This is a genomic window from Paenarthrobacter sp. AMU7, from assembly GCF_041200195.1.
Lineage (GTDB): Bacteria > Actinomycetota > Actinomycetes > Actinomycetales > Micrococcaceae > Arthrobacter.
Genome location: NZ_CP165735.1, coordinates 2,487,439 through 2,513,989 on the forward strand (window position 1 = coordinate 2,487,439; position 26,551 = coordinate 2,513,989).

The window sequence follows — 26,551 nt, forward strand, 5'->3', positions numbered from 1 at the left end:
TCGCGTCTTTGTAGAAAAAGTCTCCCGAATCGGTGGTTTGCATTGGGAACTCTGGACTTTTACAGACATAATGTCCTTGTGACATCTGCGACCCATGCCCCCAGTACCCCGGCGCACCCGACGCTGAACCGCCCCAACCTGGTTTCTGTTGGAACCGTTGTTTGGCTGTCCAGTGAGTTGATGTTCTTCGCCGGCCTCTTTGCCATGTACTTCACCCTGCGCTCCACATCCGGACTGATGTGGGCCGAGGAGACGGCCAAGCTCAACTTCCCGTTTGCGCTCGTCAACACGATCGTCCTTGTGGCAAGTTCGTTTACTTGCCAGATGGGCGTTTTTGCCGCCGAGCGGCTCGAACCGCGCCGTACCGGCCGCCCGCTCCAAATCACCCGCTGGGGCATGTCTGAATGGTTTGTCCTCACCTTCATCATGGGTGCCTTCTTCGTAGCCGGACAGACCACGGAATACGCCATGCTCGTCTCCGAGCATGTGTCCTTGTCCTCCAACGCCTACGGCTCCGCCTTCTACATGACAACGGGCTTCCACGGCCTGCACGTCATTGGCGGCCTGATCGCCTTCCTGTTCATCATTGGCCGCGCTTTTGCAGCCAAGAAGTTCGGACACTTTGAAGCGACGTCGGCGATCGTCACCTCGTACTACTGGCACTTTGTCGACGTTGTGTGGATCGGCCTCTTCCTGGTCATCTACGTCCTCAAGTAAGCCCGGCTTTGACTCTTTTTCTACAAGAGGCAGAATTTCAAGAAGCGGCTCGCGGAGCCGACGCAGGATCGAATAAAGGAACCACCACGTGAAGGCACTATCGCAGAAGCGACGTCACCCACTGGCAGCCATTGCGCTGCTGTTGATGGGCCTCCTCCTCACTGGTGGGCTGTACGCCGTTGCCACAACTGTCAACCAAGCCAAGGCCGACACCACCAGCTACAGCGCCAGTGACGTAGAAGAAGGCGGCAAGCTCTTCGCCGCCAACTGCGCCACCTGCCACGGCATGGGTGCGTCCGGAACCCAGGACGGCCCCTCGCTGGTCGGCGTGGGTGCTGCAGCTGTTGACTTCCAGGTTGGCACCGGACGTATGCCCATGCAGATGAGCGGACCGCAGGCCCAGCAGAAGCCCGCCCAGTTCAACGCAGAGCAGACCAAGCAGCTGTCCGCTTACGTTGCTTCCCTCGGAGCAGGCCCGGCCATTCCCGAGGAACACCTCCTCGACGGTAAGGGGGATGCCGCCAATGGTGGCGAACTCTTCCGCGTCAACTGCGCCATGTGCCACAACGCAGCCGCTGCCGGCGGTGCACTGACCCGCGGCAAGTTTGCTCCTGCACTGGCCGGCGTCAGCGCAGAGCACATCTACGAGGCCATGGTGACCGGACCGCAGAACATGCCTGTGTTCAGTGATTCCAATGTCACTCCTGAAGACAAGCGCGACATCATCACCTTCCTGAAGACCATCGAAGCCAACGGTTCCCCCGGTGGCGCGGACCTGGGAGCACTGGGCCCGGTGTCTGAAGGCCTCTTCGTCTGGGTTGCCGGTTTGGGTGTCATCATCGCATTCACCATCTGGTTGACGTCCCGCACGTCCTGATCCGGACACGACAAAACTTCTGCTGCACAGTCAGCAGTTTGAAACTGAAAATAACTCGGCCCCGGCCGAGACAACGAGAGAAGGATGAGGCGAATTATGGGCAACCATAGTGACGGCAGTCCGAACCACTCGGGCACCGTAGCTACGGCTGGTCAGAATGAGGTGGAGAAGTTCCAGGATCCTGGACTCCCTCCGCATCGTTTGCGCCTGGCTGACACGGACCCGGTAGCCGCAAAGCGAGCCGAGCGTCAGGTAGCCATTCTGTTTGGCACCTCCGTCATTGGCACGCTGGTCTTCCTGGTGGCGTACTTCGCCATCGATCTGGGCGACGACACCACCATTGCGACCATCCGTAACCAAAACCTCCTTCTGGGGCTAGGCACGGCCTTCGCAATGCTCGGCATCGGCACCGGTATCGTGCACTGGGCCAAGGCCCTGATGCCCGATCACGAAGTGTCTGAAGAGCGCCACGCCATCCGTACCGAAGAGGATCGCCAGGCAGCTGTCCGGATCGTCGACGACATCGTCGAAGAGACCGGCATCAAGCGCCGCCCGCTGATCCGCAACACCCTTCTTGGTGCAGTTGCGCTTGCCCCGCTGCCTGCTCTCGCCATCTTCGGCGACTTGGGCCCGCGTCCTGACGATGCTCTGGCACACACCATGTGGGCTCCTGAAGGCGGCAAGCTCAAGCGCCTGACCCGCGACCCCGATGGCACTCCCATCAAGGCCTCGGACGTCACCATTGGCTCTGCCTTCCACGTCATTCCCGAAGGCCTCAATGAGCTCCACGAAGGCAAGTTGAACGAAAAGGCGAAAGCCGTCGTCCTGCTGATGCGCCTGGATCCGAATTCATTGCACCCCTCAGAGGGCCGTGAAAACTGGAGCTACAACGGAATCGTTGCTTACTCCAAGATCTGCACGCACGTCGGATGCCCCGTTGCTCTTTACGAGCAGCAGACGCACCACCTTCTGTGCCCGTGCCACCAGTCCACGTTTGACCTCACGCAGGAATGCAAGGTCATCTTTGGACCGGCCAGCCGTCCGCTCCCCCAGCTGCCTATTGCAGTTGACGCAGAAGGCTACCTCGTCGCCACAAGCGACTTCAGAGAACCTGTAGGACCGAGTTACTGGGAGCGTGACGAGCATGAGCGCCTCATCAACAGCTGAAGCCCCCTTCGTTCCGAAGACCAAGGTTGGTAGTTTCACCAACTTCGTTGACGAGCGCGTGGGTGGCTCCGGCATCCTGCGTGAGTTCGGCCGGAAGGTCTTCCCCGACCACTGGTCGTTCATGTTCGGTGAGGTGGCGCTGTACTCCTTCGTCATCCTGCTGATGTCAGGTACCTTCCTGACCTTCTTCTTCGATCCGTCCATGGCGGAAACCCATTACCAGGGTTCGTACACTCCGCTGTACAACGTAGAAATGTCCGTTGCCTACAGCTCGTCGCTGAACATCTCCTTTGATGTACGTGGCGGTCTGTTCATGCGTCAGGTACACCACTGGGCAGCACTGCTTTTTGTGGCCTCCTTGGGTGTCCACATGCTGCGCGTCTTCTTCACCGGGGCTTTCCGCAAGCCGCGCGAAATGAACTGGGTGGTGGGCGGCGTGCTGCTCATCCTGGCGATGGCAGCCGGCTTCACCGGTTACTCGCTCCCCGATGACCTGCTCTCCGGCAACGGCCTGCGCATCATCGATGGCGTTATCAAGTCCATCCCGGTGATTGGCACGTACATCTCCTTCTTCCTCTTCGGTGGAGAATTCCCGGGTACGGCCATCATCGGCCGCCTGTACGTCCTGCACATCCTCCTGGTCCCCGCACTCATCCTGCTGATGATCGTGATCCACCTCTTCATGGTGGTTGTGCACAAGCACACCCAGTACCCCGGCCCGGGCCGTAACGACGGGAACGTTGTCGGCTACCCCCTCGGCCCGGTTTACGCTGCCAAAGCCGGTGGATTCTTCTTCATCGTCTTCGGTGTCCTGGCACTCATGGCCGCTGCATTCACGATCAACCCGATCTGGAACTACGGTCCGTATGACCCGTCCCCAGTTTCCGCAGGTACCCAGCCTGACTGGTACATCGGGTTCGTGGACGGCGCCCTGCGCCTCATGCCGGGTGTCATCAATGACTTCCACTTCGAATGGGTCATCTTCGGACGCACCCTGACCCTGAACGTGCTGCTTCCGGCCTTGGTTCCTGCTGGAATCATCTTCACGGTTCTGTTCATGTACCCGTGGATCGAACGCTGGATCACCAAGGACAACCGCGAACACCACGTTCTCGACCGTCCCCGCAACGTGCCTACCCGCACAGCGATCGGTGTTGCAGGCTTTACCTGGTACTGCGTGATGTGGGCAGCCGCTGGTTCCGACCTCATCGCAACCCACTTCCACGTTTCCCTGAACGACGTCACCTACTGGCTGCGAACACTGTTCTTCATCGGCCCGGTCATCGCCTTCATCGTGACCAAGCGCATCGCACTCGCCCTCCAGCGCAAGGACCGCGAGATTGCCCTGCATGGCCGGGAAACAGGACGCATCGTCCGTCTCCCGCACGGTGAATTCATCGAGGTCCACGCTCCACTTGATGAGTACAAGCGCTACAAGCTTGTTGGATTCGAATCACCGGCTCCCCTGCCGGCTGAGCCGAACGAACACGGTGTTGTCACCAGCAAGGAAAAGCGCCGCGCGGCACTTTCCAAGTGGTTCTTCGAGGACCGTGTTGCCCCGGCAACACCCGCCGAACTCGAAGCCGCCCACGCACATGGCCACCATGAAGCCATTGAAGCAGGCGAAGACCAGAAGAGCCTGAGCCACTAACGCTTGGAACTCGCTTAAAAGTAGGGGCCCGGTCCAATGGACCGGGCCCCTACTTTTTGTGCACCAGCTTTACCCCCGTAAACCCTTTTCCCCGGGCTCTGTGCGGCTGTACTTCCGCACTGCCGCCATACCTGTATGGGCGCGCCCGTCCTGGCGGGCGCTAGGGCTGAGTGCGGTACCCCGATGAGTAGTTGCGCGTAGGCCTCACTCCTGGGCGTTGCAGGGGGACCCAGAGCTTGTAGCGGTCAGCCCTATAGTAAGAAACGGAGTAGTCCACCATGGCGCGGGCTACGAAAGCGTGCCGTTGAATCTTCAGCAAAGGGGCACCGACATCGACGTTGAGAAGCCGGGCTGTGGAGGGCGACGCTGCCGTGGCCTCAATCATGTCCTCGCCCCACTCCATCACCAAGCCAAACCGTTCGCTCAGGACGTTGTACAGGGATGTGGGCGGCGCTTCATCCAAAAGGCCTGGGACGCGATGGGCCGGTATGAAGTTCTCATCAACGCTCATGGGTTCATTGTCAGCGAGCAGCAGCCGCCTGAACCGCACCAGAGGTGTGCCTTCCTCCAGTTGGAGCTCCCGCGCGAGGAATGCACTGGCTGCGATCTGTTCGAAGCTGAGTACCTTCGCGGCCGGGACCATACCTCGACGTTGCATCTCTTCGCTATAGGACGTCAGTTTCACTTGAAGGTCCAGCTTGGGCTTCCTCACGAAAGTCCCCAGGCCCACAACACGCTCAATGACTTCCTCACCAACCAAGGCATCAATAGCCTGTCGCACCGTCATCCGGGCCAGACCAAAGCGCTCTGACAGATCCCGTTCCGAGGGAAGCGCAGAACCTGGCGGGCAGGATTGGGCAATAAAGGCCCGCAGAATCTCCCGGAGCTGCACGTAAATCGGCGTGCCACTGGTGCGGTCGATCTCGCCGGCGATGCTTGCTGCTTCAGGCACCGCGGCGGTCCAGCAATTGAGTCATGCCTCAAGGATAATTCAGTGACACTTCAGGTCTAGACCACTTACGGCGCATGTGGAGCGGCGGGGCCCAGGGAGCTACGCTTGTATGGACAATTTTCCGACGGATGATCCGTCGGCTACCAAGGGAGCTGGGTTGCCGGAGCAGAAGGCTATCGTTGCCGCGGAAATCGGGTTGCACGCACGTGCTGCAGCTGTATTCGTCCGCGCAGTTACTGACACCGGTCTGCCGGTCACCATACGCAAGCACGACGGGCAACCTGTTGATGCACGCTCACTGCTCGAAGTGATGACGGAGGACTTCGGACACGGCTGCGAAGTACTTCTGGAAGTCGCTCCAGACGCGCTCCTCATCGGACAAACCGTTCCTGAAGTTGAGAGTGCTTTGACCGCTCTTTCGGCCGTCCTTGGGGCCACAGAGGCGCGCTGAGCCCCTATTCAGGAATAAGAAATGGGCCCCACCTTCCGGTGGGGCCCATTTCTGTGTGCTCGTAGCTGGTTGCTAGTGCGCGTGGTCGCCGCGGCTGTATTCGAAGACCCAGCCAACCAATGCCACGAGGGCGAGGCCGCCGGCGACGTATGTCACCCAGAAGCCAATGGCGAGGCCAAGGAATCCACCGGCACAAGCGAGGCCCAGAACCAGCGGCCACCAGCTCCAAGGGCTGAAGTGCCCCTGCTCGCCGGCGCCTTCGTGGATCTCGGCGTCGGGACGGTCTTCGGGTCGAAGACCGATCCGCTTACCGGTGAAACCAAGATATGCACCGATCATGCCCGCCAGGCCACCGACAAGGAGGATGCCCAGGACACCAACCCACTCGGACCATTCAGTCAGGAATCCGTAGGCGATAGCCACGGGGACGAAGAAGAAGACTCCGGCTCCAAAGAGCCACGATTCGATTTTCACTTACTAACGTCCTTCTGGTCGGCATTACCCAAAACAGCTGCTGCAGGCGACGGGGCCTCGGCAGTGTGGACCTGTGCCAACTCAGGGTGGTGCAGGTCCAGCGCCGGGCGCTCCGAACGGATACGCGGCAAGGAAGTGAAGTTGTGACGCGGCGGCGGGCAGGACGTTGCCCACTCCAGCGAAGCGCCGAAGCCCCACGGATCATCCACTTCTACCTTCTTGTTGCTGCGCCACGTGATGTAGACGTTCCAGAAGAACGGCAGGAGCGAAGCACCCAGGACGAAGGAGGAGATGGTGGAGAACTGGTTCATCCAGGTGAAGTTATCCTGCGGCATGTAGTCGGCGTAACGACGCGGCATACCCTCAACACCCAACCAGTGCTGGATCAGGAACGTGCCGTGGAAGCCGAGGAACAGGAGCCAGAAGTGAATCTTGCCAAGGCGCTCGTTGAGCATCTTGCCTGTCCACTTGGGCCACCAGAAGTAGAACCCTGCGAACATGGCGAACACGACCGTACCGAACACCACGTAGTGGAAGTGGGCCACCACGAAGTAGGAGTCGGAAACGTGGAAGTCAAGCGGCGGCGAGGCCAGGATGATGCCGGTGAGACCACCGAAGAGGAATGTCACCAGGAAGCCGATGCTCCAAAGCATGGGCGTTTCAAACGTGATGGAACCCTGCCACAAGGTGCCGATCCAGTTGAAGAACTTCACGCCGGTGGGCACTGCGATCAACATGGTCATGAAGGCGAAGAACGGCAGCAGCACAGAACCGGTCACGTACATGTGGTGTGCCCACACGGTGACGGACAGCGCCGCAATGGCGATGGTTGCGTAGACAAGACCCTTGTAGCCGAAGATCGGCTTGCGGCTGAAGACCGGGAAGATCTCCGAAACGATGCCGAAGAACGGCAGCGCGATGATGTACACCTCGGGGTGCCCGAAGAACCAGAACAGGTGCTGCCAGAGGACTGCACCGCCATTCTCGGGGTCGAAGATGTGGGCACCGAAGCGTCGGTCGGCGCCAAGGGCGAACAAGGCAGCTGCCAGCGGCGGGAAGGCCATCAGGACCAGGATTGCCGTGACCAGCGTGTTCCAGGTGAAGATCGGCATACGCCACATGGTCATGCCCGGGGCACGCATGCAGATGATGGTGGTGATGAAGTTGACGGCACCAAGGATGGTTCCGAACCCGGAAAGGGCCAGGCCGAAGACCCACAGGTCACCACCTACGCCAGGGCTGAAGGTGGTGTTCGACAACGGCGCATAAGCGAACCAGCCGAAGGAAGCCGCTCCCTGGGGGGTGATGAAGCCCGAGACTGCGATGGTCGAACCGAAGAGGAAGAACCAGAAAGCCAGCGCGTTCAGACGCGGGAAGGCGACATCGGGGGCGCCGATCTGCAACGGCATAATGACGTTCGCGAAGCCGGCAAACAGCGGCGTTGCGAACATCAGGAGCATGACGGTGCCGTGCATCGTGAACATCTGGTTGTACTGCTCTTTGGTCTGCAGGATCTGCATACCGGGTTCAAACAGTTCAGCGCGGATCAGCAACGCCATGACGCCACCGAGGCAGAAGAACACGAAGGACGCGATCAGATACATGTACCCGATGGTCTTGTGGTCCGTGGAGGTAATCCAGTTGACGACGATGCGCCCCTTGGACTTAGGAACTACGGGGGCTTCTAGGACCCCCGGTGCGGATTGAGTGTACGTAGCCACGTCGCTCCCCTTACTTGGTTTCGTTCAGGTTCGGGTTGCGGTCGTATTCCGCACCGAGGAGGCCCGTGTTGCCTTCCTGGCGAAGCTTGTCCATGTGGGCCTGGAACTCAGACTCGGAGACAACCTTGACGCGGAAGAGCATTTCGGAGTGGTATTCACCGCAGAGTTCGGCACACTTACCATCGAAGGTGCCCTCCTTTGTGGGGGTGAACCTGATGTAGTTCGTCTTGCCGGGGATCATGTCGCGCTTCTGAAGGAAGGCGGGAACCCAGAATGAGTGGATGACGTCGCGGGAGTTCAGCTCCAGGTCCACGGACTTGCCTACCGGCAAGTACAGGGTGGGGAGCAGTTCCTTGTTGACCTCATTGCCGGTCAGGTGGGCCTGGACGCCGGCCTCGTGGAGGTCTTCATTGATGACCTCACCCTTTTTGTAGTTGAAGTCCCAGGCCCACTGCTTGCCGCGGACGTCAACAACGACGTCGGCCGGCTGCGAGCGGTCATCGATCGCGCGCTGGTCCTGGTCGGTGAAGTAGAAGAACACCAGCACCATGAAGAGCGGAATGGTCAAGTAGAAGACCTCAAGCGGCAGGTTGTAGCTGAGCTGCTTGGGGAATCCCGTGGTGCCCTTGCGGCGACGGTAAGCGATGATGCACCAGACCAGAAGGCCCCACGTGATAATACCGACTGCCAAGGCGGCGATCCATGAGTTGACCCAGAGGTCCATGATCCGGTCAGTGTGGTTGGTCGTGCCGCGCTCTGTAGGCAGCCAACCCTTCTCTACCTCTGGTGAACATCCGGTCAAAACCAACGCGCCGGCTAGTGCCAAGCCAGTGATCGATGTGATCTTTATGCGTCGGCTGCCGGTTCGGTTCTGCGAACTCACAGACGGCCCTTCCTCTTGTTGCTGTCTCCCGGCAGGCCGAAGGCCCACCGGGCACACTAAAAGTTTTACTACCCGATGTAGAGCTTACCGCTATCAAGCGGTTTTCGCGCACATGTCAGCGCCGTGGCTCCGAATGGTTTTAAACCCACCCGGAGAGGCGCCGACATGCGGCGATGGCTCACATCAGTGGAACGAATCGCCGCAGGCGCAAGACCCGCCGGCGTTCGGGTTGTCGATGGTGAAGCCCTGCTTCGAAATGGTGTCCTCGAAGTCGATGCTGGCACCGCTGAGGTACGGAACGCTCATCTTGTCGACAACAACTTCAACGCCGTCGTAGTCCCGTACGGCATCCCCATCAAGCAGTCGCTCGTCGAAGTAGAGCTGGTAGATCAGTCCGGAGCAACCTCCAGGCTGGACTGCAACGCGCAGCCGAAGGTCGGTGCGCCCTTCCTGTTCCAGAAGGCTGCGGACCTTGCCTGCGGCGACGTCGGTCAGATTGACCTCGTGCGTGGCCAACCCGTCGTTGGCGACGAGCTGTTCTCCGGTGGTGTTTTCGTTGGTTGCAGTGCTCATTGGCCTACCTTCTTATGAAGCTCCTGGCGGCGGCGCCGGAACGCTGCCTGCCCTTACCCAAATTACCTACGGGTTATACCTAATGCTACGTCGCGCAGACGCTTAGCTATAACTCCTGACGTAACCACAGACAGCATTTGGTTGTTCCCGGCGCGCCGCCAAGGACTAATCCGACACTAGCCCCTGAGTCCTTCAGCATTCAGCCTGGCCAGCATCAGGGCTTCAGCCAGCACGGCATGCCGGAAATCGCCGATGTGCAGGGATTCGTTGGCGCTATGTGCGCGGGAATCAGGGTCCTCTACTCCCGTCACAAGGATCTGCACGTCCGGATACACATCCATGAGGTCCGCAATGAACGGAATGGAACCGCCAATTCCCATTTCCACTGGTTGTACACCCCACGATTCGCCCAGCGCCCAAAGGGCTACCCTTGCAGCCGCTGAAGATGTGTCGGTGGAAAAGGCGTTGCCGCGCTCCCCCGGCGTAAACGTCACTTTGGCACCAAACGGTGCATGTGATTCGACGTGGGTCTTCAGGGCATCCATCGCGGACCCTGGGTCCTGCCCTGGGGCCAACCGCATGCTGAACTTTGCCCGGGCGGCCGGAATCAGTGTGTTGGACGCAACATCAACGGACGGGACGTCCATACCGATGATAGACAGCGCGGGCTTGGTCCAGAGTCGGGAGGCGATGGTCCCGCTGCCGGCGAGTTTCACGCCGTCGAGCACTGAAGCATCAGTGCGGTAGTCCTCTTCGGCAAGGTCCACGGCTACGTCGTCACGGGCCACCAGGCCCGCAACCGCGACGTTGCCCTCGTCGTCATGCAGAGTGGCGATGAGCCGTGAAAGGAGGGTGGGAGCATCCAGCACAGGTCCACCAAACATGCCGGAGTGGACTGCATGGTCCAGGACACGCACCTCGAAAGTCCCGTCCACGAGTCCCCGAAGGCTGGTGGTGAGGGCCGGAACGCCGACTTTCCAGTTGCTGGAATCAGCTACAACAATGACATCGGCCCGCAGGAGCTCCTGATGTTCCTCCAGGAAAGTACGGAACGTGGGCGAGCCTGCCTCTTCCTCGCCTTCGAAGAAGAAGGTCACGCCGAGCCCGAACCCGTCACCCAGAACTTGGGTCACGGCGCTGTAGGCGGCCAGGTGCGCCATGATTCCTGCTTTATCGTCAGCCGAACCGCGGCCGTACAGCCGGCCCTCGCGCTCCTCAGCCACAAAGGGCTCGGAGTTCCAGAGGCTCCGGTCCCCCGGTGGCTGAACATCATGGTGGGCGTACAGCAGGATGGTCGGCTTGCCGTCCGCGGCAGGACGGCGCGCGACGACGGCAGGGCCACCGGGGGTGCCGTCGGCTTTGTCGCACCGCAATACCCGGACGTCTTCCATGCCCGCGGCCTTGACCAAGGCAGCGACTGCATCGGCGCTGCGGTCCAGTTCGTTCGGGTCGAAACTTGCCCACGCAATGCCCGGAATGCTCACGAGGTGCTTGAGGGACGCCAGGGTGGTGTCGAAGGAATCGTTGACCGCCCGGGACAGTTCCTCCACTGGAGTATTGCCGGCGGGCCCTTGCTTGTTCTGCGGGATCTCCGCATGTGCTGAAGTCATGGCCACACTTTACCGCCGTGATTTGGGCGTCCACAGCAGGCACGGCCACCCGCCGCCGGCCCCGGACGGCCGTCCACGTAACCTACGCCACCTCCACGAGGGGTATTCTGTAGGGGTGTTCGGACGCAAAAAGGAAGAGCCCAGCGCTCAATCAGTAGTAGACCAGGCCTACGCCACCGCCACGGAGCCCGGTGCCGGAAAGGGCACCCCCACTCCCAAGCGGAAAGACCAGGAAGCAGCCCGTAAGCGCCCACTGGTTCCCAATGACCGCAAGGCCTCCAAGGCTGCGGAACGGGTCGCCATCCAGGATCAGCGGCAGAAAATGCGGCAGGCGTTGGATACGGGTGACGAAAAATACCTGCCCCTCCGTGACAAGGGTCCCCAGAAGCGCTACACGCGTGACTACGTGGACGCACGGTTCAGTCTGGGTGAATACCTCATGTTCGGCGCCTTGCTGTTCGTGGTGATCTCCCTGATCATTCCGCCCACAAGCGCCGGCATCAGCTACGTCCTCGTTGGCTTCTGGATCATGTTCCTTGCCGTCTTCGTGGATGTTTTTATCCTGTCCCGCAAGCTCAGGAGGCGCCTCACCGAGAAATTCGGCGAGGTGGAACGCGGTTCCGTCTGGTACGGCTGCATGCGCGCCCTTCAGTTCCGCAAGCTCCGCCTGCCGAAGCCGCAGGTGAAGCGCGGGCAGTACCCGGCCTAAACGCCCCCACCCTTCATCAACAGGAAGACCCCGGACCAATGGTCCGGGGTCTTCCTTATGGGCGCAGGGTCTTCCTTATAGGCGCACGGCACCAGGACCGTTGGGCCTAACGCGCCTTCTTACGGATCTTAACGAGGCCCCTGTTGATGCTGGAAGCCCAGAATGGACCCTCATACAGGAACGCTGTGTAGCCCTGGACCAGTGTTGCGCCCGCTTCCAGGCGCTCTTGAACGTCCGAGGCGGTCTCCACTCCTCCTACCGCGATGAGCACGAGCTGGTCACCCACGGCGTCCTTGAGCCTCCGCAGTACTTCAAGCGACCGCGTCTTGAGGGGTGCTCCCGACAATCCACCGGCACCCAGAGACTCCACCTTGGCGGCGTCCGAAACGAGCCCCTTCCGGGAAATGGTGGTGTTGGTGGCGATGATGCCGTCCAGCTTCAGGTCCAGCGCCAGCCGGGCGACGTCGTCGATGTCGTCATTGGACAGGTCAGGCGCAATCTTGACCAGCAGCGGAATATGCCGTCCGGCGGCTTCATCGGCGGCGTCGCCTACTGCCCTCAGCAGCGGCCGCAGGGACTCCACGTTCTGCAGCAAACGAAGGCCGGGTGTGTTGGGAGAGCTGACATTGACCACCAGGTAATCTGCCGCGGGCGCCAGGCTGCGTGCACTCACGAGGTAATCCTCAGTGGCGTCCTCGAGCTCAACCACTTTGGACTTGCCGATGTTGACGCCGATGACGGGCCGGACGTCCGGGTGCTTCCTTTGCAGAGCAGCCCGCGCAGACTTGAGCCGGGGCGCAACGGCTGCTGCGCCGTCGTTGTTGAATCCCATCCGGTTAACCACCGCACGATCCTCAATCAGGCGGAACAACCGGGGCTTCTCATTGCCTGGCTGCGCCTGGCCGGTGATGGTACCCACCTCTACGTGGCCAAAGCCGAGTTCGGCCAGGGCTTCTATGCCGTGGCCTTCCTTGTCGAAACCGGCCGCCAGGCCGAACGGCGATGGGAAGGTCAGGCCCAACGCCTCAGTCCGGAGCGAAGCGTCAGGGGCGGTCAGCCGGGCCAGGACCCGGCCGGCGCCCGAGCTATGTGCCGCCCGGATCCCCTGGAAGCCGATCTTGTGTGCCTTTTCGGCATCCATCCAGGAGAAGGCCAGCTTGAAGAATGTGGGGTAAACACGCATGCTCCTAGTTTTCCGGTTTACGGACGACTCGCCAAACCCGTGACCGCCGATGCCGTCGGCATATACGCATCCCGCGGGCAAACAGTGACGCGGATCATGGAAGTTATTCGACTTTCGTTGCCGACCTGCCACCGGGCGGGACGCCTCCGCCAGTGTCTAAGCTAAAGCCATGGAGTGGACGGCTGACATCCTGGGTACAGACTTCCAATCCTGTGGCGTTGATGCCACAGGACCTGACGGCGTGACCCGCCACGCCACCCTGATCCGCCACCGGGCAGAGCAAAGCGAATCCGGGGATGCACCGAGGCGCTACGGCGCCGTCCTGTTTCTGCACGGGTGGAGCGACTACTTCTTCAATACCGAACTTGCCAGGTTCTGGGCCGGGCAGGGCTACGACTTTTACGCCCTTGACATGCACAACCATGGCCGGAGCCTGACGACGGACATGCCGGGGGGCTACGTGGCAAACCTGATGGACTATGACGCCGAAATCAACCAGGCACTGGACATCATCCGTCATCACACAGCCTCGACACCGGAAGGCAGCGTGACCCTGATGGGCCACTCGACCGGCGGGTTGGTGGCCGCATTGTGGGCAAGCCGCCACCCGGAATCCATTCAGTTCCTGATTCTCGACAGCCCGTGGTTGGAAATGCACGGCAGTTCATTGGTGCGGAGGGCTGCGCAGGCCATGGTGGCTCCCATAGCAAAGTTAAGGCCGGAAACCGTCCTGAAGCTGCCGGAGCGGGGTTTCTACTTCCGCAGCATCAGCAGTACCGCGGAGGGTGAATGGGCGCTGGACGAAAATTATCGTCCACCGTTGGCTTTCCCGGTCCGGGCCGGGTGGCTCAGTGCCGTATTTGCCGGGCATTCCCAAGTTGCCCGCGGGCTGAACCTCGAGGTGCCTGTCCTCGTCCTAACGTCTTCGGCCAGCGCCAATGGCATGGTGTGGCAGGAGTCAATGCGCCGTTCGGATGCCGTGCTGGATGTTGGGGTTATTGCGCTCAGAGCCATGGCGCTGGGCCGGAGCGTCACTCTGGAACGCATCGACGGCGGCCTCCACGACGTCTTCCTCTCCGCACCAGCAGTGCGGAAAGACGCCTATGCGCGGCTTGCGCGGTGGATCAAGGGATTCATGCAGAACGATGTGACGGCAGAGCGGCAGGAAGGGGACCAATGAACACCACGGAGGCCCGGGCAACCAGGTGGCGGCGGGACGTCCTGGGCCATGGCTACGAATGCATGGACCTGCCACTGAAGCCTGACGAGGAAGGTCCCGTCCACGCCACACTCATCCGGTATGCTCCACCTGCGCCGCAAGCCACCCAGAATGGCGTCCTTGACTTCCTGTCGTCCTTCACAAAGAGAAGACGCCGTCCAGTCCCGGCCGATCCAGGTGGAGCGCCAAGGGTTGTTCTTTACCTGCATGGTTGGGCCGACTACTTTCTGCAAACCGAATTGGCTGAGTACCTCACGGCGTCGGGTTTTTACTTCTACGCAGTGGACCTCCGAAAATTCGGCCGCAGCCTGCTGCCTGGACAGACGCCCGGATACATTACGGACCTCAGCGCCTATGACGAGGACCTGGCAGCAGCGCTGGTGGAAATTGAACGGGACGTGGCTGAACGGACTGGCGACACCACCACGCCAACCATCCACATGCTGGCCCATTCCCTGGGAGGTTTGATCGGGGCACTCTGGGCCGATCGCAACCCAGGCCGGCTGGGCACCTTGGTCCTGAACTCGCCGTGGCTGGAGCTTCAGGGCAGCAGTCTGGTCCGCAGCATTGCCATGCACCTGGTGGAACCCTTTGCACGTACGGACCCCAAGCGCCCCTTCCGCTTTCCTGAGATGCCTGCCTACTGGGAGAGCGTCAGCAATGAAGCACATGGTGAGTGGATACTGGATCCCCTGTGGCGTCCACGGACCTCGTTCCCTATCCGCGCAGGGTGGACCAAAGCCGTCCTGGCCGGGCACGCCGCGGTGGAACGAAAGCTCGCCATCGATTCTCCCGTCCTGGTCCTGCTGTCCGGAAGGACAAGGATCCAAGCGGAGTGGACAGCTGACCTGATGCGGGCCGATGCGGTCATCGACGTAGAGGAAACCTCACGGAGGGCTCTTGGACTTGCCCGCCGCACCGCCATCTTCCGGTATCCAGGTGCGCTTCATGATGTTTTTCTCTCACGACGTACCGTCCGTCAGCAGGCATACCGCGACGTGGCTGTATGGCTCGCTGCGTACCCCTACTGATGTAGCGGGGGCGTGCTATCGCCGGCAGACGCCGCGTCCACGGCCCCTCCGTAGCGCCTGTCGCGCTTGGCATAAATCTCGACGGCGTCCCACAGCGTCCGCCTGTCGACGTCCGGCCACAGCGTGTCCATGAAGACGAACTCCGCATAGGCAGACTGCCACAGGAGGAAATTAGAGAGGCGCTGCTCCCCCGAACTGCGAAGAAAAAGGTCTACATCCGGGAGGTCGGGTTCGTCCAGGTATTTCTGGATGGTTTTCTCGGATACAGATCCGGGTTTCAAACGCCCTTCGGCGACATCGTGGGCAATGGCAGAGACGGCGTCGGCAATCTCGGCGCGGCCGCCGTAATTAACACACATGGTCAACGTGCACGTGTCGTTGGCCTTCGTGTATTCCTCGGCTTCTTCAAGTTCCTTGATGACAGAACCCCAAAGCCGCGGGCGTCTTCCGGCCCATCGGATGCGCACGCCCCATTCGTCAAGCTGGTTCCGCTGGCGTCGTAGTACATCCTTGTTAAATCCCATAAGGAAGCGGATTTCTTCGGGCGATCGCCGCCAGTTCTCGGTTGAAAAGGCGTACACGCTGACGTACTTGATTCCCAGTTCGATGGCCCCTGCCATCACATCAAGCAAGGCAGGCTCACCGGCCTTGTGACCCTCGATGCGGGGAAGTCCACGCTGGTTTGCCCACCGCCCATTGCCGTCCATGACGATCGCCACGTGCTGCGGAATAAGTTCACTGGGAATACCCGGCGGCACTGCACCGGAGGGGTGCCCGTACGGCGCAACGACCGGTGCCGTCCTGGCCGTTGTTGTCTTGCTCTTCTTACCAAGTGCCACTGTCAGCTTCGCTCCACGTGTTTGAGTGATTTCAGCGCCCGTTCCAAATGCCATTGCAGATACGTGGCAACCAGTCCTGCGGCTTCACGCCGACGCCGGGGATCCGATGCATCAGCCACGCCCCAGTTGCCTGTCAGCAATGCACCAAGCAACACCACTGTCTCCGCTGCCGGCGCCGGTGAACCAGGAGGGCGGCAGTCGCTGCACACCATACCGCCAACCGGGGCGGCAAAGGCCGTATGAGGTCCCGGCCGGCCACAACGGGCACAATCGGTGAAACTCGGCGCCCACCCTCCCGTGGCCAAAGCGCGCAGCAGATAGGAGTCCAGGATAAGTTCGGGTGGATGGTCTGAACGGCTCAAGGCAGCCAAGGCTCCCACCAGCAGGTTGTAGTGGGCGGTCCCGGACTCCGTGTCGGCATCCGTGAGTTTTTCGGCGGTCTCCGTCATGGCAGCGGCCACCGTGAACCTGCCATAGTCTGCGGCGATACTGCTTCCATAGGCGCCCTTGGCCACCGCCTGCGTCACAATGTCCAACGTCCGCCCGGAGACAAGCTGCAAGTCCGCCACCATGAACGGCTCCAGACGAGCGCCGAAACGGCTGCTGGTCCTGCGCACACCCTTGGCGACGGCGCGGACTTGGCCATGATGCTTGGTCAAGAGAGTGATGATGCGATCCGCTTCACCCAGCTTGTGGGTACGGAGCACCACGGCATCGTCCCTGTAGGACCGTGCTGCAAACGACGGATTGGCCACAACTAATCTTCGCACTATGACCGGCCCGCTCGGCGACCACCGGACCGTGTGGTGACGGTATTTCCCGTCACCACACGCTGGGTACCCTAGGCCCGGGAGTCCCGCACGGCGCGGTTCACGGCCGAAATCAGGGCCTTGAGGGATGACGTGGTGGTGCTGGGGTCAATGCCCACGCCCCACAGGACCCGCTCGCCGACGGCACATTCGACGTAGGCTGCTGCACTGGCGCTGCCGCCCTCGGACAGGGCATGCTCGCTGTAATCAAGCACGCGGACGTCTACGCCGTCGTGGTGCAGGATGTCCAACAGAGCAGCGATGGGTCCGTTGCCGTGGCCGGTCCGCCGAACCTCCACGCCGTCGATCCGCAGGGTTGCGTTCATGGTCATGGCGCCGGACTCGTCGGTCTCAGTGCTGACACTTCCCAGCGCATAGCGACCCCACTGTGCCTGCTCTTCGTCGGACGGCAGGTACTCATCCTGGAAGACCTGCCACAGCTGTGCACCACTGACCTCGCCACCCACTGCATCCGTGCGCCGCTGGATGACTCCGGAGAATTCAATCTGGGCGCGCCGGGGCAGGTCCAGGTTGTGCTCGTTCTTCAGCAGGTAGGCGACACCGCCCTTACCCGACTGCGAGTTAACCCGGATCACGGCTTCATAGCTGCGGCCGAGGTCCTTCGGGTCAACCGGCAGGTACGGAACTTGCCAGGTGAAGTCATCCACCGGCTTACCCGCCGCCGCAGCGTCCTTCTCCAGCGCTTCGAAACCCTTTTTGATGGCGTCCTGGTGCGACCCTGAGAACGCCGTGAAGACGAGGTCACCACCGTACGGAGAACGTTCCGGGACAGGCAGCTGGTTGCAGTACTCAACGGTGCGGCGGACTTCATCGATGTCGGAGAAGTCGATCATGGGGTCGACGCCCTGCACGAACATGTTCAACCCCAGCGTGACGAGGTCCACGTTGCCGGTGCGCTCACCATTGCCGAACAAGCAGCCTTCAATCCGATCGGCACCCGCCAGGTAACCCAGTTCGGCAGCGGCCACGCCCGTACCGCGGTCATTGTGCGGGTGCAGGGAAATGATGATGCCTTCACGGGGGTGCAGGTTACGGTGCATCCACTCAATGGAGTCGGCATAGACATTCGGGGTTGCCATCTCCACAGTGGCCGGAAGGTTGATGATGACCTGGTTGTCGGCCGAAGCCTCGAAGACGTCGGCAATGGCGTTGCAGACCCGGGCAGCGTACTCCAGCTCGGTTCCCGTGAAGGACTCCGGCGAGTATTCATAGGTGATGTGCGTATCTTCGAGGGTTTCTTCGTACTTCTTGCACAGTCGGGCACCCTGCAGGGCGATGTCAAGAATGCCATCCTCGTCCTGGTTGAACACGACGCGCCGCTGCAGTACGGACGTGGAGTTGTACAAGTGGACGATCGCCTGTTTGGCGCCCACCAGCGACTCATAGGTTCTCTCGATCAGGTGTTCACGCGCCTGGGTCAAAACCTGGATGGTGACGTCATCCGGGATATGGCCGCCCTCGATGAGCTGGCGTACGAAGTCGAAGTCGGTCTGCGATGCCGAGGGGAAGCCGACCTCAATCTCCTTGTAGCCCATCTTGACGAGCAGCTGGAACATCTTCAGCTTGCGGGCCGGGCTCATGGGGTCGATCAGTGCCTGGTTACCATCGCGCAGGTCAACCGCGCACCAGCGCGGGGCCTTGGTGATGACCTTGTCCGGCCACGTGCGGTCAGGAACCTCTACGGTGATCTGGTCCTGGAATGGCAGGTAGCGGTGAATCGGCATACCGGAGGGCTTTTGTGCATTACGCATGACGTGTGGCCTTTTCTCTAAGAACTAAATGAAAGCTTAGCCGGACACAACGGAACTCCGCGGCGAGGATGGCCCAGCTTCAGATAGCTTTCAGGCCCCGCCGCGGCAGCTAAGAAGAAGCATCGCCGTACGCACAAAATCACAGTAACACGATGCGTATGATGACAGTGCAACACCTCATGCAACGTCCACTATGCAGACGCAGCGACGGTGGCAACGCCGGCTGCTGTGTCCACACAAGGAGCCACAGTGCCACAGTCGGGGATCACTCTTTCGAACATCGATCACAGCGTCCGGCCCCAGGACGACCTCTACCAACACGTCAACGGCGCGTGGCTCAACAACACAACCATCCCTGACGACAGGCCGCTGGAAGGCACGTTCACCGCTTTGCGGGACGGAGCCGAGTTGGCCGTCAAAGCAATTATCGAAGAAGCTGCAGGCAAAGGAGAGTCGGCAACCGGCGTCGAGCAGCAGGTGGGTGGACTCTACGCGAGCTTCATGGATGAGGCCGCAGCAGAGGCCAAAGGCCTTGACCCCATCCGGGGCCGGCTCGAGGACGTCAACGCCGTGGGATCAACCCAGGAACTGGCCGGCCTGATCGGCCGCCTCTTCCGTTCCGACGTCTCCGGGCTTTTCTCAATCTACCCGGCCCCTGACGCCGGCAACCCCGAGCGCATCCTCCTGTATATCGGGCAGGGCGGCCTTGGACTACCGGACGAGTCCTACTACCGGGAAGAAAAGTTTGCCGATATCGTTTCGGCCTACACCGGGTACGTTGCCAAGATGCTCGCCCTCGCCGGAATCAAGGACGCCGAAGCAGCGTCAGTGCGCATCGTCGCCCTCGAAACTGCCTTGGCTGCGCACCACTGGGACAACGTCACGTTGCGGAATCCCCAGAAGACCTACAACCTCAAGACGGCAGAAGAAGCAACGGAACTGTTCCCCTTGCTGGAGACCTGGTTCCAGGCAGCCCGTGTCGACGCAGCCAAGCGAAACGAGATCGTTGTCAGCACCCCGGACTTCTTCGCCGGCGCAGCAGGCTTGCTGGAGTCCGAGCCGTTGGAAACGTGGAAGGAATGGTTGACACTGAGGGTGCTGAGTTCGGCGGCCCCGTACCTCTCGTCCGAATTCGTGGACACCAACTTCGAGTTCTACGGCACTACACTCAGCGGCACGCCCCAGAACAAGGAACGCTGGAAGCGTGGAGTTGCCGTTGTCGAAGCTGCGCTTGGCGAAGCCGTCGGACAGATATACGTGGAGCGGCACTTCCCCCCGGGCCACAAAGCGAGGATGGAGACGCTCGTTGCCAATCTGATCGAGGCTTACCGTGACAGCATCTCCTCCCTGGCATGGATGGGTGAGGAAACCAAGAAGGAAGCGCTCAAGAAGCTGGAGGCATTCCGCCCCAAGATTGGCTTCCCGGAAAAATGGATCGACTACTCAGCCGTGGTCATCGATCCATCCGACCTGTTGGGCAACGTGGAGCGCGCACATGATGCTGACGTCGACCGTCACCTGGACGAGATCGGCAAGCCTGTTGACCTTAATAAGTGGCTGATGACTCCGCAGACGGTCAATGCCTACTACCACCCCATGCTGAATGAGATCGTCTTCCCGGCCGCAATTCTCCAGCCGCCCTTCTTCACGGCAGATGCTGATGACGCCGTGAACTATGGCGGAATCGGTGCCGTCATAGGCCACGAGATCGGCCACGGCTTCGACGACCAAGGATCGCAGTTCGACGGCAGCGGTGCACTGCGCAACTGGTGGACTGATGAGGACCGGACCGCGTTCGAAGCCCTCACGGCCAAATTGGTGGCTCAATACGACGCCCTCTCCCCCTACGCGGCGCCAGAACACAAGGTCAACGGCAAGCTCACCCTCGGCGAGAACATCGGCGACCTCGGCGGCCTGACCATTGCCTACAAGGCCTACCTCCTCAGCCTGGAAGGCAAAGAGCCTGAGGAGATCGACGGCTTCACTGGCCAGCAACGCTTCTTCATGTCGTGGGCAGCAGGCTGGCGCCAGGTAATCCGCCGTGAAGAGGCGATCCGACGGCTTGCCACCGATCCGCACTCCCCCAACGAGTTCCGCACCAACGCCATCGCCCGCAACCTCGATGCGTTCCATGAAGCATTTGGTGTCGGCGCAGCAGACGGCATGTGGTTGGAATCCGGAGACCGCGTCAGCATCTGGTAAGAAGGGAAAAATGAGGCCGGGCCAGTTCGTAAAGAACTGGCCCGGCCTCTTCAGTCTATGGCTGCCTCGCAGCCCGCTACTGGTCCATGTACTGACTATTGGTCGATGTACAACGGGTTCACTTGTTGGCAGACGGCATCGCTCGCGGTCTGGTTGACCACGTCCGATGGCACGGAGGTTGCTCCGTAGGTAGTGCCGGCGGCGAAGTCCGTACCCACATAAAGCTGAACCCCGGCCACGCCGGGAGCCTCCTGCACTTGGGCCGCCGGAATACCGTAGAGCGCAGCCACGTCTGCAGCGACATCGGCGAAGCCTGCCCCGTAGTAAATCACTGTCTGGTCCACAGGGTTTGCCAAATAGGAAACCGCCTGGGTAAAGCCACCGCCTGTCAGAACCGACATGATCTCCTGGGCCCGCGCGGCTGCTCCGCTGCCGTTGGCCACTGCCACCGGCTGGATCGCTTTGTCGTAGGCGGGGACCGCAGGAGTCGATGCCGTGGGCTGCGGTGCGGGAGTTTCACTGGCAGCGGGCGACGAGGTGGCACCGGGTGTGGTCAGGTCAAGGTCGGCACGCAACGCTGAAAAGAGCTGGGATGACTGCGGTTCCACAAGCTCCAGCCTGTTCGGATCAACTGCTGCTGCCTGGGTCGGGACAGCCACGAACGCAACCTTGGAAACATCAATGTCCTTCAACCGCCCTCCGATGGTCAGCAGCGACGGAACGGATGCAAGGCCCTCATCGACGGTGAGGTTCTGGGTGACCACGTCGGCAATCTGAAGGAGCCTCTGCGGGTTACCCAACGTTCCTTCGTCTTTGAGCTTCCTGGTCAAGGACGAGAGGAAAGCCTGCTGTCCCTTGATACGACCGAGGTCGCCTCCATCGCCAAAAGCGTGGCGGGTCCGCAGGAAAGCCAGGGCTTGTTCGCCCTCAACCAGGGAATCACCTTTGGGCAGGCGAAGGCGGGAGTCCGGGTCAAAGACGGGGTCGCTGACACAGACATTCACGCCGCCAATAGCGTGGGACAACTCCTTGACGGCGTTAAAGTCCGCCATCATGAAGTGGTCGATTTCCAAACCGGTCAATTTATTGACGGTGTCAACAGCGCAGCCGATGCCCGCCTCGGCCATGGCCTCGTTGATCATCACACCGCTGCGGGCAGGGAACGTCTGGTTGTTTGTCCGATCGGTGCATTGCGGCACGTCCACCAGCAGGTCACGCGGGAAGCTCATGACGCTGACGCGCTTGTTGTCTGCTGAGATATCCAGCAGCATCATGACGTCCGAATGACCGTAGCCGGTGGAGTCTTCCGTGCTTCCGTACTCCGAGTTTTTCCCGTCACGGGTATCAGAACCAAGAATAAGGATTTGCAGGCGGTCCGATTTGTCATTGGCCAGGGTTTCACCGCTGTCGCGGGTCTCCCCTGCACTCAGCGGAGCCTTGGTGATGTTGCTCTGCAACCGGATGAACCAAAAGGCAGCAAAAGCCACGCCTGCCACCAGGGCCACAGAGACCACGCCAGTAACAATCTTCAACCACAACGGAAGTCCCTTGCGGGCCTTCATGTGGCGGGGAGTGCCCTCGGCATCCTCACCGTGGCGAGCCGCAACGGGGTCAGCGGTGCCGGTGCCCTGTGGGCGGGCGTCACGACGTCGCACTATTCGGTTTACCTTTCCTCAAACACGTGGATTCCCGCCATCATAGTTGCCGATTCTGGGAAGTTCCTTATCGCGCCTCTACAATGCCGGGACGTGTCTTGCCCGCTAGAACCCGAGTTTGACCAGTTGCTTGGGATCCCGCTGCCAGTCCTTGGCCACCTTAACATGCAGATCCAGGTAGATTCGGGTGCCCAGAAGTGTCTCGATGCCCTTCCGGGCGTTGGTACCGACTTCACGCAGCCGGCTGCCACCCTTGCCGATGATGATGGCCTTCTGGGAGGGCCGCTCAACATAGAGGTTGACCCGAACGTCCAGGAGCGGGTTGTCCTCGGTTCGACCTTCACGGGGAACGATTTCCTCCACCACTACGGCCAGCGAGTGGGGAAGTTCGTCGCGGACACCTTCCAGGGCAGCCTCTCGAATAAGTTCCGCAATCATGACTGCTTCGGGCTCGTCCGTCAGTTCACCGTCGGGGTACAGCGGGGGCGATGACGGCATGTGGCTGATCAATACGTCCGCGACAGTGGAGACCTGGAATCCGTCGGCCGCTGAAACGGGGACGATGTCTGCCCAACCTTGCTCCCCCAGGACATCGCGTCCCAAAGCAGCGACAGCGAGCAATTGCTCGGTCAAGGCCTGGCGGTCAACAAGGTCGGTTTTGGTGACAAGGGCAACGATCGGCTTCCTCCCCACGGCCGCCAACTGAGCTGCGATGTACTTATCGCCGGGGCCGATCTTCTCGTTCGCCGGCAGGCAGAATCCAATGGCATCCACTTCGGCCAGGGTATCGGCCACAAGATCATTGAGCCGCTTACCCAGGAGCGTGCGCGGCCTGTGCAGGCCAGGGGTGTCCACCAGGATCAGCTGCGCATCCTCGCGGTGGACAATACCGCGGATGGTGTGCCGCGTGGTCTGCGGCTTGGCCGAGGTGATGGCCACCTTCTGGCCAACCAAGGCATTGGTCAGTGTCGATTTGCCGGCGTTGGGCCGGCCCACCAGCACAGAGAAGCCTGCGTGGAAGCCACCGAAGTCATTATCGGCATCGAATTTCTTATTTTGCTTGCTCACGTGGAACTCCCTGTTGCGTTGAGTCGGCGTCATCGAGTAGGTCTTCAAAGTCAGTGTCTTCCTTTGGCATGGCTGCCGCAATGATGTGGCTGACCCTGTTTCGGCGACCCTCAAGCCTATCCGCCCTGAGCGATATTCCATCCACATCAACTGAACTGCCGACAATCGGGACCTGCCCCAGGGCCTTGGCAAGGAGGCCGCCTACGGTGTCCACCTCGTCGTCGTCGAGGTCAATGTCGAACAGTTCACCGAGGTCGTCGATGCTCATGCGGGCGCTGACCCGGAACGTACCGTCACCGAGGTCCACTGCTTCTTCTGCCGCGGCATCGTATTCATCCACGATTTCACCCACGATTTCCTCGATGAGGTCCTCAAGGGTCACCAGTCCGGCGGTACCGCCATACTCATCGATCACGATCGCCACGTGGGTGGATTCCTGCTGCAGTTCCCTGAGAAGGTCACTCACGGGCTTGGATTCAGGAACGTAGCGGACGTCCCGGGCGAGGGAGTCGACGTCGTGCGCCTGCAGTCCGGGTTCGCCGCGATACATGGCCGCGGCGACGTCCTTCAAATAAAGGATTCCGCGGATCTGGTCGGTATTCTCACCGATGACCGGAATCCTGGAATAGCCCGACCGCAAGAAGAGGCCCATGGCTGTCTCGAGGTCCGATCCGGTACCGATGCTGACAATGTCTGTGCGGGGAACCATGACGGAACGGACCAACGTGTCGCCGAAGTCGAAGACCGAATGGATGAGTTCAGCCTCGTTGTCCTCGATCATGTCCGATTCTGCGGCGCGGTCCACGAATTCGCGGAACTCTTCTTCGCTGACGAATGCGTCATCACCGCTGGGCGCGCCAGGAGCCACTGCCTGGCCCAGGGCCACGAGCCACCCGGGAATGGGGCCGAGAACCCAGCAGAGGAAGCGGATCAGCGGAGCCGTGAAGCGAACAACGGGACCGGAATGGGCCCTCCCCAGCTGCCTCGGCGACACCCCCACCAGCACGAATCCGATGACGGCCATGATGCCGGTAGCAGCAAGCCCGGCAAGCCAGACGTTGTCGAGCAAACTGTGCAGCACTACCGCCACAGCTACTGCAGCGGCCATCTCGAACCACACACGCCAGAAACGCAGGGCCCTCATGTGGGCAATGGGAGCTTTGAGGATTCCGCTCAGGGCCTTGCCCTTGCTGCGCACAATTGATTGTTCGGCCTCATGCCGGGGAAGGAAATTGAACGCGGCTTCAGCAGCCGTCAACAGGGCGACAAAGCTGAGGAAAACCAGCGCCATGCCGACCAGGATGATCCAGGTCACTGCATGGTCTCCATGGGGGCATCCTTGCCCAGGAATTCAGACAGCAGTTCGCGCTGCAAACCGAACATCTCTTCTTTTTCCTCGGGTTCGGCGTGGTCGAATCCCAGAAGGTGGAGGATGCCATGGGTTGTCAGGAGCAGCATCTCATCCTGGGTGGCGTGACCGGCATTGCGGGCCTGTACCTCGGCCACCTGGGGGCAGATGGCGATGTCGCCCAGCATTCCCTGCGGGGTTGGCTTATCCGGGGTGCCTGGAGTGAGCTCGTCCATGGGCACAGACAGGACGTCGGTGGCCCCGGGTTCATCCATCAGTTCGATGTGAAGCTTCTCCATGGCGGGTTCATCCACCAGGAGAATGGAAAGCTCCGCTTGCGGATGGATGTAGAGCCGTTCGAAGATGAAGCGGGACAACGTCACCAGCTGGGCTTCGTCCACCGTCACACCGGACTCGTTGTTGACTTCAATGCTCATTGACGTTCTCCACGTTTGTAATGTGTGCCTGACGCGTCTTTGCGGTGCGCGTCATCCCAGGTGCTGTAGGCGGACACGATGTCGGCCACCAGGCGATGCCGGACTACGTCGGCCGCCTCAAGAATGGAGAAATTGACGTCGTTTATGCCTGTCAGGATCTCCCGGACGATCCGAAGGCCTGACGTTGCGCCCAGCGGAAGGTCGATCTGGGTGACGTCGCCGGTGACTACCATTTTTGAACCGAAGCCGAGGCGGGTCAGGAACATCTTCATCTGTTCCGGTGTGGTGTTCTGCGCTTCATCAAGAATGATGAAGGCGTCATTGAGCGTACGTCCGCGCATGTACGCCAACGGTGCCACCTCAATGGTGCCTGCAGCCATCAACCGTGGGATGGATTCCGGATCCATCATGTCGTGGAGGGCGTCATACAGCGGGCGCAGGTACGGATCGATCTTGTCGCTCAATGTACCTGGCAGGAAACCGAGCCGCTCCCCCGCCTCCACCGCAGGCCGCGTCAGGATTATCCTGCTGACTTCCTTCATCTGCAACGCCTGCACGGCCTTGGCCATGGCCAGGTACGTCTTGCCCGTGCCAGCTGGACCGATACCAAAAATCACCGTGTTTGCGTCGATGGCATCCACGTAGTTCTTCTGGTTCAGTGTCTTTGGACGGATGGTCTTGCCGCGGCTGGAAAGGATGTTGTGGGTCAGCACATCAGCCGGGTTCTGCACCGACTGGGCCCTCAACAGGGACACCAGCTGCTGAAGGATGTCCGGGCTCACCACGGTCCCTTTCGCCACAAGCCCACGGACTTCCTCCAGGAGGCGCATGACGCGGGGAATGACGGTGGAGGGGCCGGTCATGGAGAGCTCGTTGCCGCGGACATGGAAGCTGACATCCTGGAATTGTTCCTCGATGTACCTCAGGGCTTCGTCATGGCTGCCCAGCGAGTGAACCATCTGGTCGGAGTTGTCGAAGGTGACGACTTCCGTGCGTGTGCCCGGTAATGTGTGCGGGAACTCGTTGGGCGGCTGGTTGCCGTTTCCGGTCCTGAGCCGCCCGTTCAAAGATTCACTCATAGTGCTGGCCCGCGGGCCTTTTCTCCTCCGGTTGGTCTGTAATAACGCCATCGATTCGACATTCTCGGCGGACTTTCGTTGCCCGCGTTGATGCCGGAATGTCTCCAATCCTACGCCAGCCCGC

The 26,551-nt window shown here is 60.8% G+C and carries 24 protein-coding genes; 9 read left to right on the plus strand and 15 right to left on the minus strand.

Features of this window, described 5'->3' with window-relative positions:
* Positions 1-42: 42 nt before the first annotated feature.
* The 4 genes from ABQM86_RS11365 to ABQM86_RS11380 all read left to right on the plus strand — a co-directional run bounded on the left by ABQM86_RS11365 (position 43) and on the right by ABQM86_RS11380 (position 4,412).
* Positions 43-717, plus strand: coding sequence for a heme-copper oxidase subunit III (locus tag ABQM86_RS11365; protein WP_198318220.1), 675 nt, complete (start codon positions 43-45; stop codon positions 715-717).
* Between the two features lie 88 nt (positions 718-805).
* A complete protein-coding gene (locus tag ABQM86_RS11370) occupies positions 806-1,594 on the plus strand; it encodes a c-type cytochrome (RefSeq protein WP_089595179.1) in 789 nt (262 codons plus the stop codon).
* A gap of 96 nt (positions 1,595-1,690) precedes the next feature.
* Positions 1,691-2,761, plus strand: a complete 1,071-nt coding sequence (locus ABQM86_RS11375) for a ubiquinol-cytochrome c reductase iron-sulfur subunit (protein ID WP_089595180.1) — start codon at positions 1,691-1,693, stop codon at positions 2,759-2,761.
* Positions 2,739-4,412, plus strand: coding sequence for a cytochrome bc complex cytochrome b subunit (locus ABQM86_RS11380; RefSeq protein ID WP_089595181.1), 1,674 nt, complete (start codon positions 2,739-2,741; stop codon positions 4,410-4,412). Before ABQM86_RS11375 ends, ABQM86_RS11380 begins: the two co-directional genes overlap by 23 nt.
* A gap of 160 nt (positions 4,413-4,572) precedes the next feature.
* Here the strand turns inward: ABQM86_RS11380 and ABQM86_RS11385 are convergent, their stop codons facing one another.
* Entirely contained in the window at positions 4,573-5,364 is a 792-nt protein-coding gene (locus ABQM86_RS11385; RefSeq protein WP_207593622.1) for a GntR family transcriptional regulator, read from the minus strand.
* Between the two features lie 157 nt (positions 5,365-5,521).
* Between ABQM86_RS11385 and ABQM86_RS11390 the strand changes: the two genes are divergently transcribed.
* Positions 5,522-5,815, plus strand: a complete 294-nt coding sequence (locus ABQM86_RS11390; RefSeq protein ID WP_369746661.1) for an HPr family phosphocarrier protein — start codon at positions 5,522-5,524, stop codon at positions 5,813-5,815.
* A gap of 72 nt (positions 5,816-5,887) precedes the next feature.
* Here the strand turns inward: ABQM86_RS11390 and ABQM86_RS11395 are convergent, their stop codons facing one another.
* From ABQM86_RS11395 to ABQM86_RS11415, 5 genes are all read right to left on the minus strand, one after another.
* Complete coding sequence (locus tag ABQM86_RS11395; protein ID WP_089595184.1) at positions 5,888-6,289, minus strand: cytochrome c oxidase subunit 4; 402 nt, start codon at positions 6,287-6,289, stop codon at positions 5,888-5,890.
* Positions 6,286-8,010 carry a cytochrome c oxidase subunit I gene (gene ctaD / locus ABQM86_RS11400; protein WP_089595185.1) on the minus strand — a complete coding sequence of 575 codons (1,725 nt, stop codon included), beginning with the start codon at positions 8,008-8,010 and terminating at the stop codon, positions 6,286-6,288. Before ctaD ends, ABQM86_RS11395 begins: the two co-directional genes overlap by 4 nt.
* A gap of 10 nt (positions 8,011-8,020) precedes the next feature.
* Complete coding sequence (coxB, locus tag ABQM86_RS11405; protein ID WP_089595186.1) at positions 8,021-8,893, minus strand: cytochrome c oxidase subunit II; 873 nt, start codon at positions 8,891-8,893, stop codon at positions 8,021-8,023.
* Between the two features lie 183 nt (positions 8,894-9,076).
* Positions 9,077-9,466: a HesB/IscA family protein gene (locus ABQM86_RS11410; protein ID WP_369744445.1), complete on the minus strand. Its 390-nt coding sequence runs from the start codon at positions 9,464-9,466 to the stop codon at positions 9,077-9,079.
* Between the two features lie 176 nt (positions 9,467-9,642).
* Positions 9,643-11,076 carry a dipeptidase gene (locus ABQM86_RS11415; RefSeq protein WP_369744446.1) on the minus strand — a complete coding sequence of 478 codons (1,434 nt, stop codon included), beginning with the start codon at positions 11,074-11,076 and terminating at the stop codon, positions 9,643-9,645.
* A 115-nt stretch (positions 11,077-11,191) separates the two neighbouring features.
* On the opposite strand from ABQM86_RS11415, the gene ABQM86_RS11420 reads away from it, so the two are divergent.
* Complete coding sequence (locus ABQM86_RS11420; RefSeq protein ID WP_369744447.1) at positions 11,192-11,785, plus strand: DUF3043 domain-containing protein; 594 nt, start codon at positions 11,192-11,194, stop codon at positions 11,783-11,785.
* 106 nt (positions 11,786-11,891) lie between these two features.
* Here the strand turns inward: ABQM86_RS11420 and ABQM86_RS11425 are convergent, their stop codons facing one another.
* The gene (locus tag ABQM86_RS11425; protein WP_369744448.1) at positions 11,892-12,968 is read right to left on the minus strand and encodes a quinone-dependent dihydroorotate dehydrogenase; all 1,077 of its coding nucleotides are present in this window, start codon (positions 12,966-12,968) and stop codon (positions 11,892-11,894) included.
* 169 nt (positions 12,969-13,137) lie between these two features.
* On the opposite strand from ABQM86_RS11425, the gene ABQM86_RS11430 reads away from it, so the two are divergent.
* Together ABQM86_RS11430 and ABQM86_RS11435 are read left to right on the plus strand one after the other, a co-directional pair.
* Complete coding sequence (locus tag ABQM86_RS11430; RefSeq protein WP_207593626.1) at positions 13,138-14,148, plus strand: alpha/beta hydrolase; 1,011 nt, start codon at positions 13,138-13,140, stop codon at positions 14,146-14,148.
* The gene (locus ABQM86_RS11435) at positions 14,145-15,218 is read left to right on the plus strand and encodes an alpha/beta hydrolase (protein WP_280622909.1); all 1,074 of its coding nucleotides are present in this window, start codon (positions 14,145-14,147) and stop codon (positions 15,216-15,218) included. The genes ABQM86_RS11430 and ABQM86_RS11435 overlap by 4 nt, the downstream gene beginning before the upstream one ends.
* Here the strand turns inward: ABQM86_RS11435 and ABQM86_RS11440 are convergent.
* The 3 genes from ABQM86_RS11440 to leuA form a co-directional block, all read right to left on the minus strand.
* On the minus strand, positions 15,212-16,057 hold the full coding sequence (locus ABQM86_RS11440) for an isoprenyl transferase (protein ID WP_369744449.1): 846 nt from the start codon (positions 16,055-16,057) through the stop codon (positions 15,212-15,214). The genes ABQM86_RS11435 and ABQM86_RS11440 overlap by 7 nt on opposite strands.
* Positions 16,058-16,059: 2 nt before the next feature.
* On the minus strand, positions 16,060-16,812 hold the full coding sequence (recO, locus tag ABQM86_RS11445; RefSeq protein WP_369744450.1) for a DNA repair protein RecO: 753 nt from the start codon (positions 16,810-16,812) through the stop codon (positions 16,060-16,062).
* Positions 16,813-16,898: 86 nt separating this feature from the next.
* Complete coding sequence (gene leuA, locus ABQM86_RS11450) at positions 16,899-18,638, minus strand: 2-isopropylmalate synthase (RefSeq protein ID WP_207593630.1); 1,740 nt, start codon at positions 18,636-18,638, stop codon at positions 16,899-16,901.
* Positions 18,639-18,887: 249 nt separating this feature from the next.
* Here leuA and ABQM86_RS11455 point away from each other — a divergent pair, with 249 nt between their 5' ends.
* A complete protein-coding gene (locus tag ABQM86_RS11455; protein WP_369744451.1) occupies positions 18,888-20,840 on the plus strand; it encodes a M13 family metallopeptidase in 1,953 nt (650 codons plus the stop codon).
* 95 nt (positions 20,841-20,935) lie between these two features.
* On the opposite strand, the gene ABQM86_RS11460 is transcribed toward ABQM86_RS11455, so the two are convergent.
* The 5 genes from ABQM86_RS11460 to ABQM86_RS11480 form a co-directional block, all read right to left on the minus strand.
* Positions 20,936-22,495 (minus strand): LCP family protein, encoded by a 1,560-nt coding sequence (locus tag ABQM86_RS11460; RefSeq protein ID WP_207593632.1) that lies wholly within the window; start codon positions 22,493-22,495, stop codon positions 20,936-20,938.
* Positions 22,496-22,600: 105 nt separating this feature from the next.
* Positions 22,601-23,563, minus strand: a complete 963-nt coding sequence (era, locus tag ABQM86_RS11465; RefSeq protein WP_207593633.1) for a GTPase Era — start codon at positions 23,561-23,563, stop codon at positions 22,601-22,603.
* The gene (locus tag ABQM86_RS11470; RefSeq protein WP_280622911.1) at positions 23,547-24,878 is read right to left on the minus strand and encodes a hemolysin family protein; all 1,332 of its coding nucleotides are present in this window, start codon (positions 24,876-24,878) and stop codon (positions 23,547-23,549) included. The genes era and ABQM86_RS11470 overlap by 17 nt, the downstream gene beginning before the upstream one ends.
* Complete coding sequence (gene ybeY / locus ABQM86_RS11475; protein ID WP_207593635.1) at positions 24,875-25,348, minus strand: rRNA maturation RNase YbeY; 474 nt, start codon at positions 25,346-25,348, stop codon at positions 24,875-24,877. Before ybeY ends, ABQM86_RS11470 begins: the two co-directional genes overlap by 4 nt.
* The gene (locus ABQM86_RS11480; RefSeq protein ID WP_207593636.1) at positions 25,345-26,427 is read right to left on the minus strand and encodes a PhoH family protein; all 1,083 of its coding nucleotides are present in this window, start codon (positions 26,425-26,427) and stop codon (positions 25,345-25,347) included. Before ABQM86_RS11480 ends, ybeY begins: the two co-directional genes overlap by 4 nt.
* Positions 26,428-26,551 lie beyond the last annotated feature (124 nt).

Excerpts from the sequence above, each read along its gene's own strand:
- ABQM86_RS11375 (WP_089595180.1), top strand. The coding sequence starts at position 1,691 with ATGGGCAACCATAGTGACGGCAGTCCGAACCACTCGGGCACCGTAGCT.
- ABQM86_RS11380 (WP_089595181.1), top strand. The coding sequence starts at position 2,739 with ATGAGCGCCTCATCAACAGCTGAAGCCCCCTTCGTTCCGAAGACCAAG.
- ABQM86_RS11410 (WP_369744445.1), bottom strand. The coding sequence starts at position 9,466 with ATGAGCACTGCAACCAACGAAAACACCACCGGAGAACAGCTCGTCGCC.
- ABQM86_RS11415 (WP_369744446.1), bottom strand. The coding sequence starts at position 11,076 with ATGACTTCAGCACATGCGGAGATCCCGCAGAACAAGCAAGGGCCCGCC.
- ABQM86_RS11425 (WP_369744448.1), bottom strand. The coding sequence starts at position 12,968 with ATGCGTGTTTACCCCACATTCTTCAAGCTGGCCTTCTCCTGGATGGAT.
- ABQM86_RS11430 (WP_207593626.1), top strand. The coding sequence starts at position 13,138 with ATGGAGTGGACGGCTGACATCCTGGGTACAGACTTCCAATCCTGTGGC.
- ABQM86_RS11435 (WP_280622909.1), top strand. The coding sequence starts at position 14,145 with ATGAACACCACGGAGGCCCGGGCAACCAGGTGGCGGCGGGACGTCCTG.
- leuA (WP_207593630.1), bottom strand. The coding sequence starts at position 18,638 with ATGCGTAATGCACAAAAGCCCTCCGGTATGCCGATTCACCGCTACCTG.
- ybeY (WP_207593635.1), bottom strand. The coding sequence starts at position 25,348 with ATGAGCATTGAAGTCAACAACGAGTCCGGTGTGACGGTGGACGAAGCC.
- ABQM86_RS11480 (WP_207593636.1), bottom strand. The coding sequence starts at position 26,427 with ATGAGTGAATCTTTGAACGGGCGGCTCAGGACCGGAAACGGCAACCAG.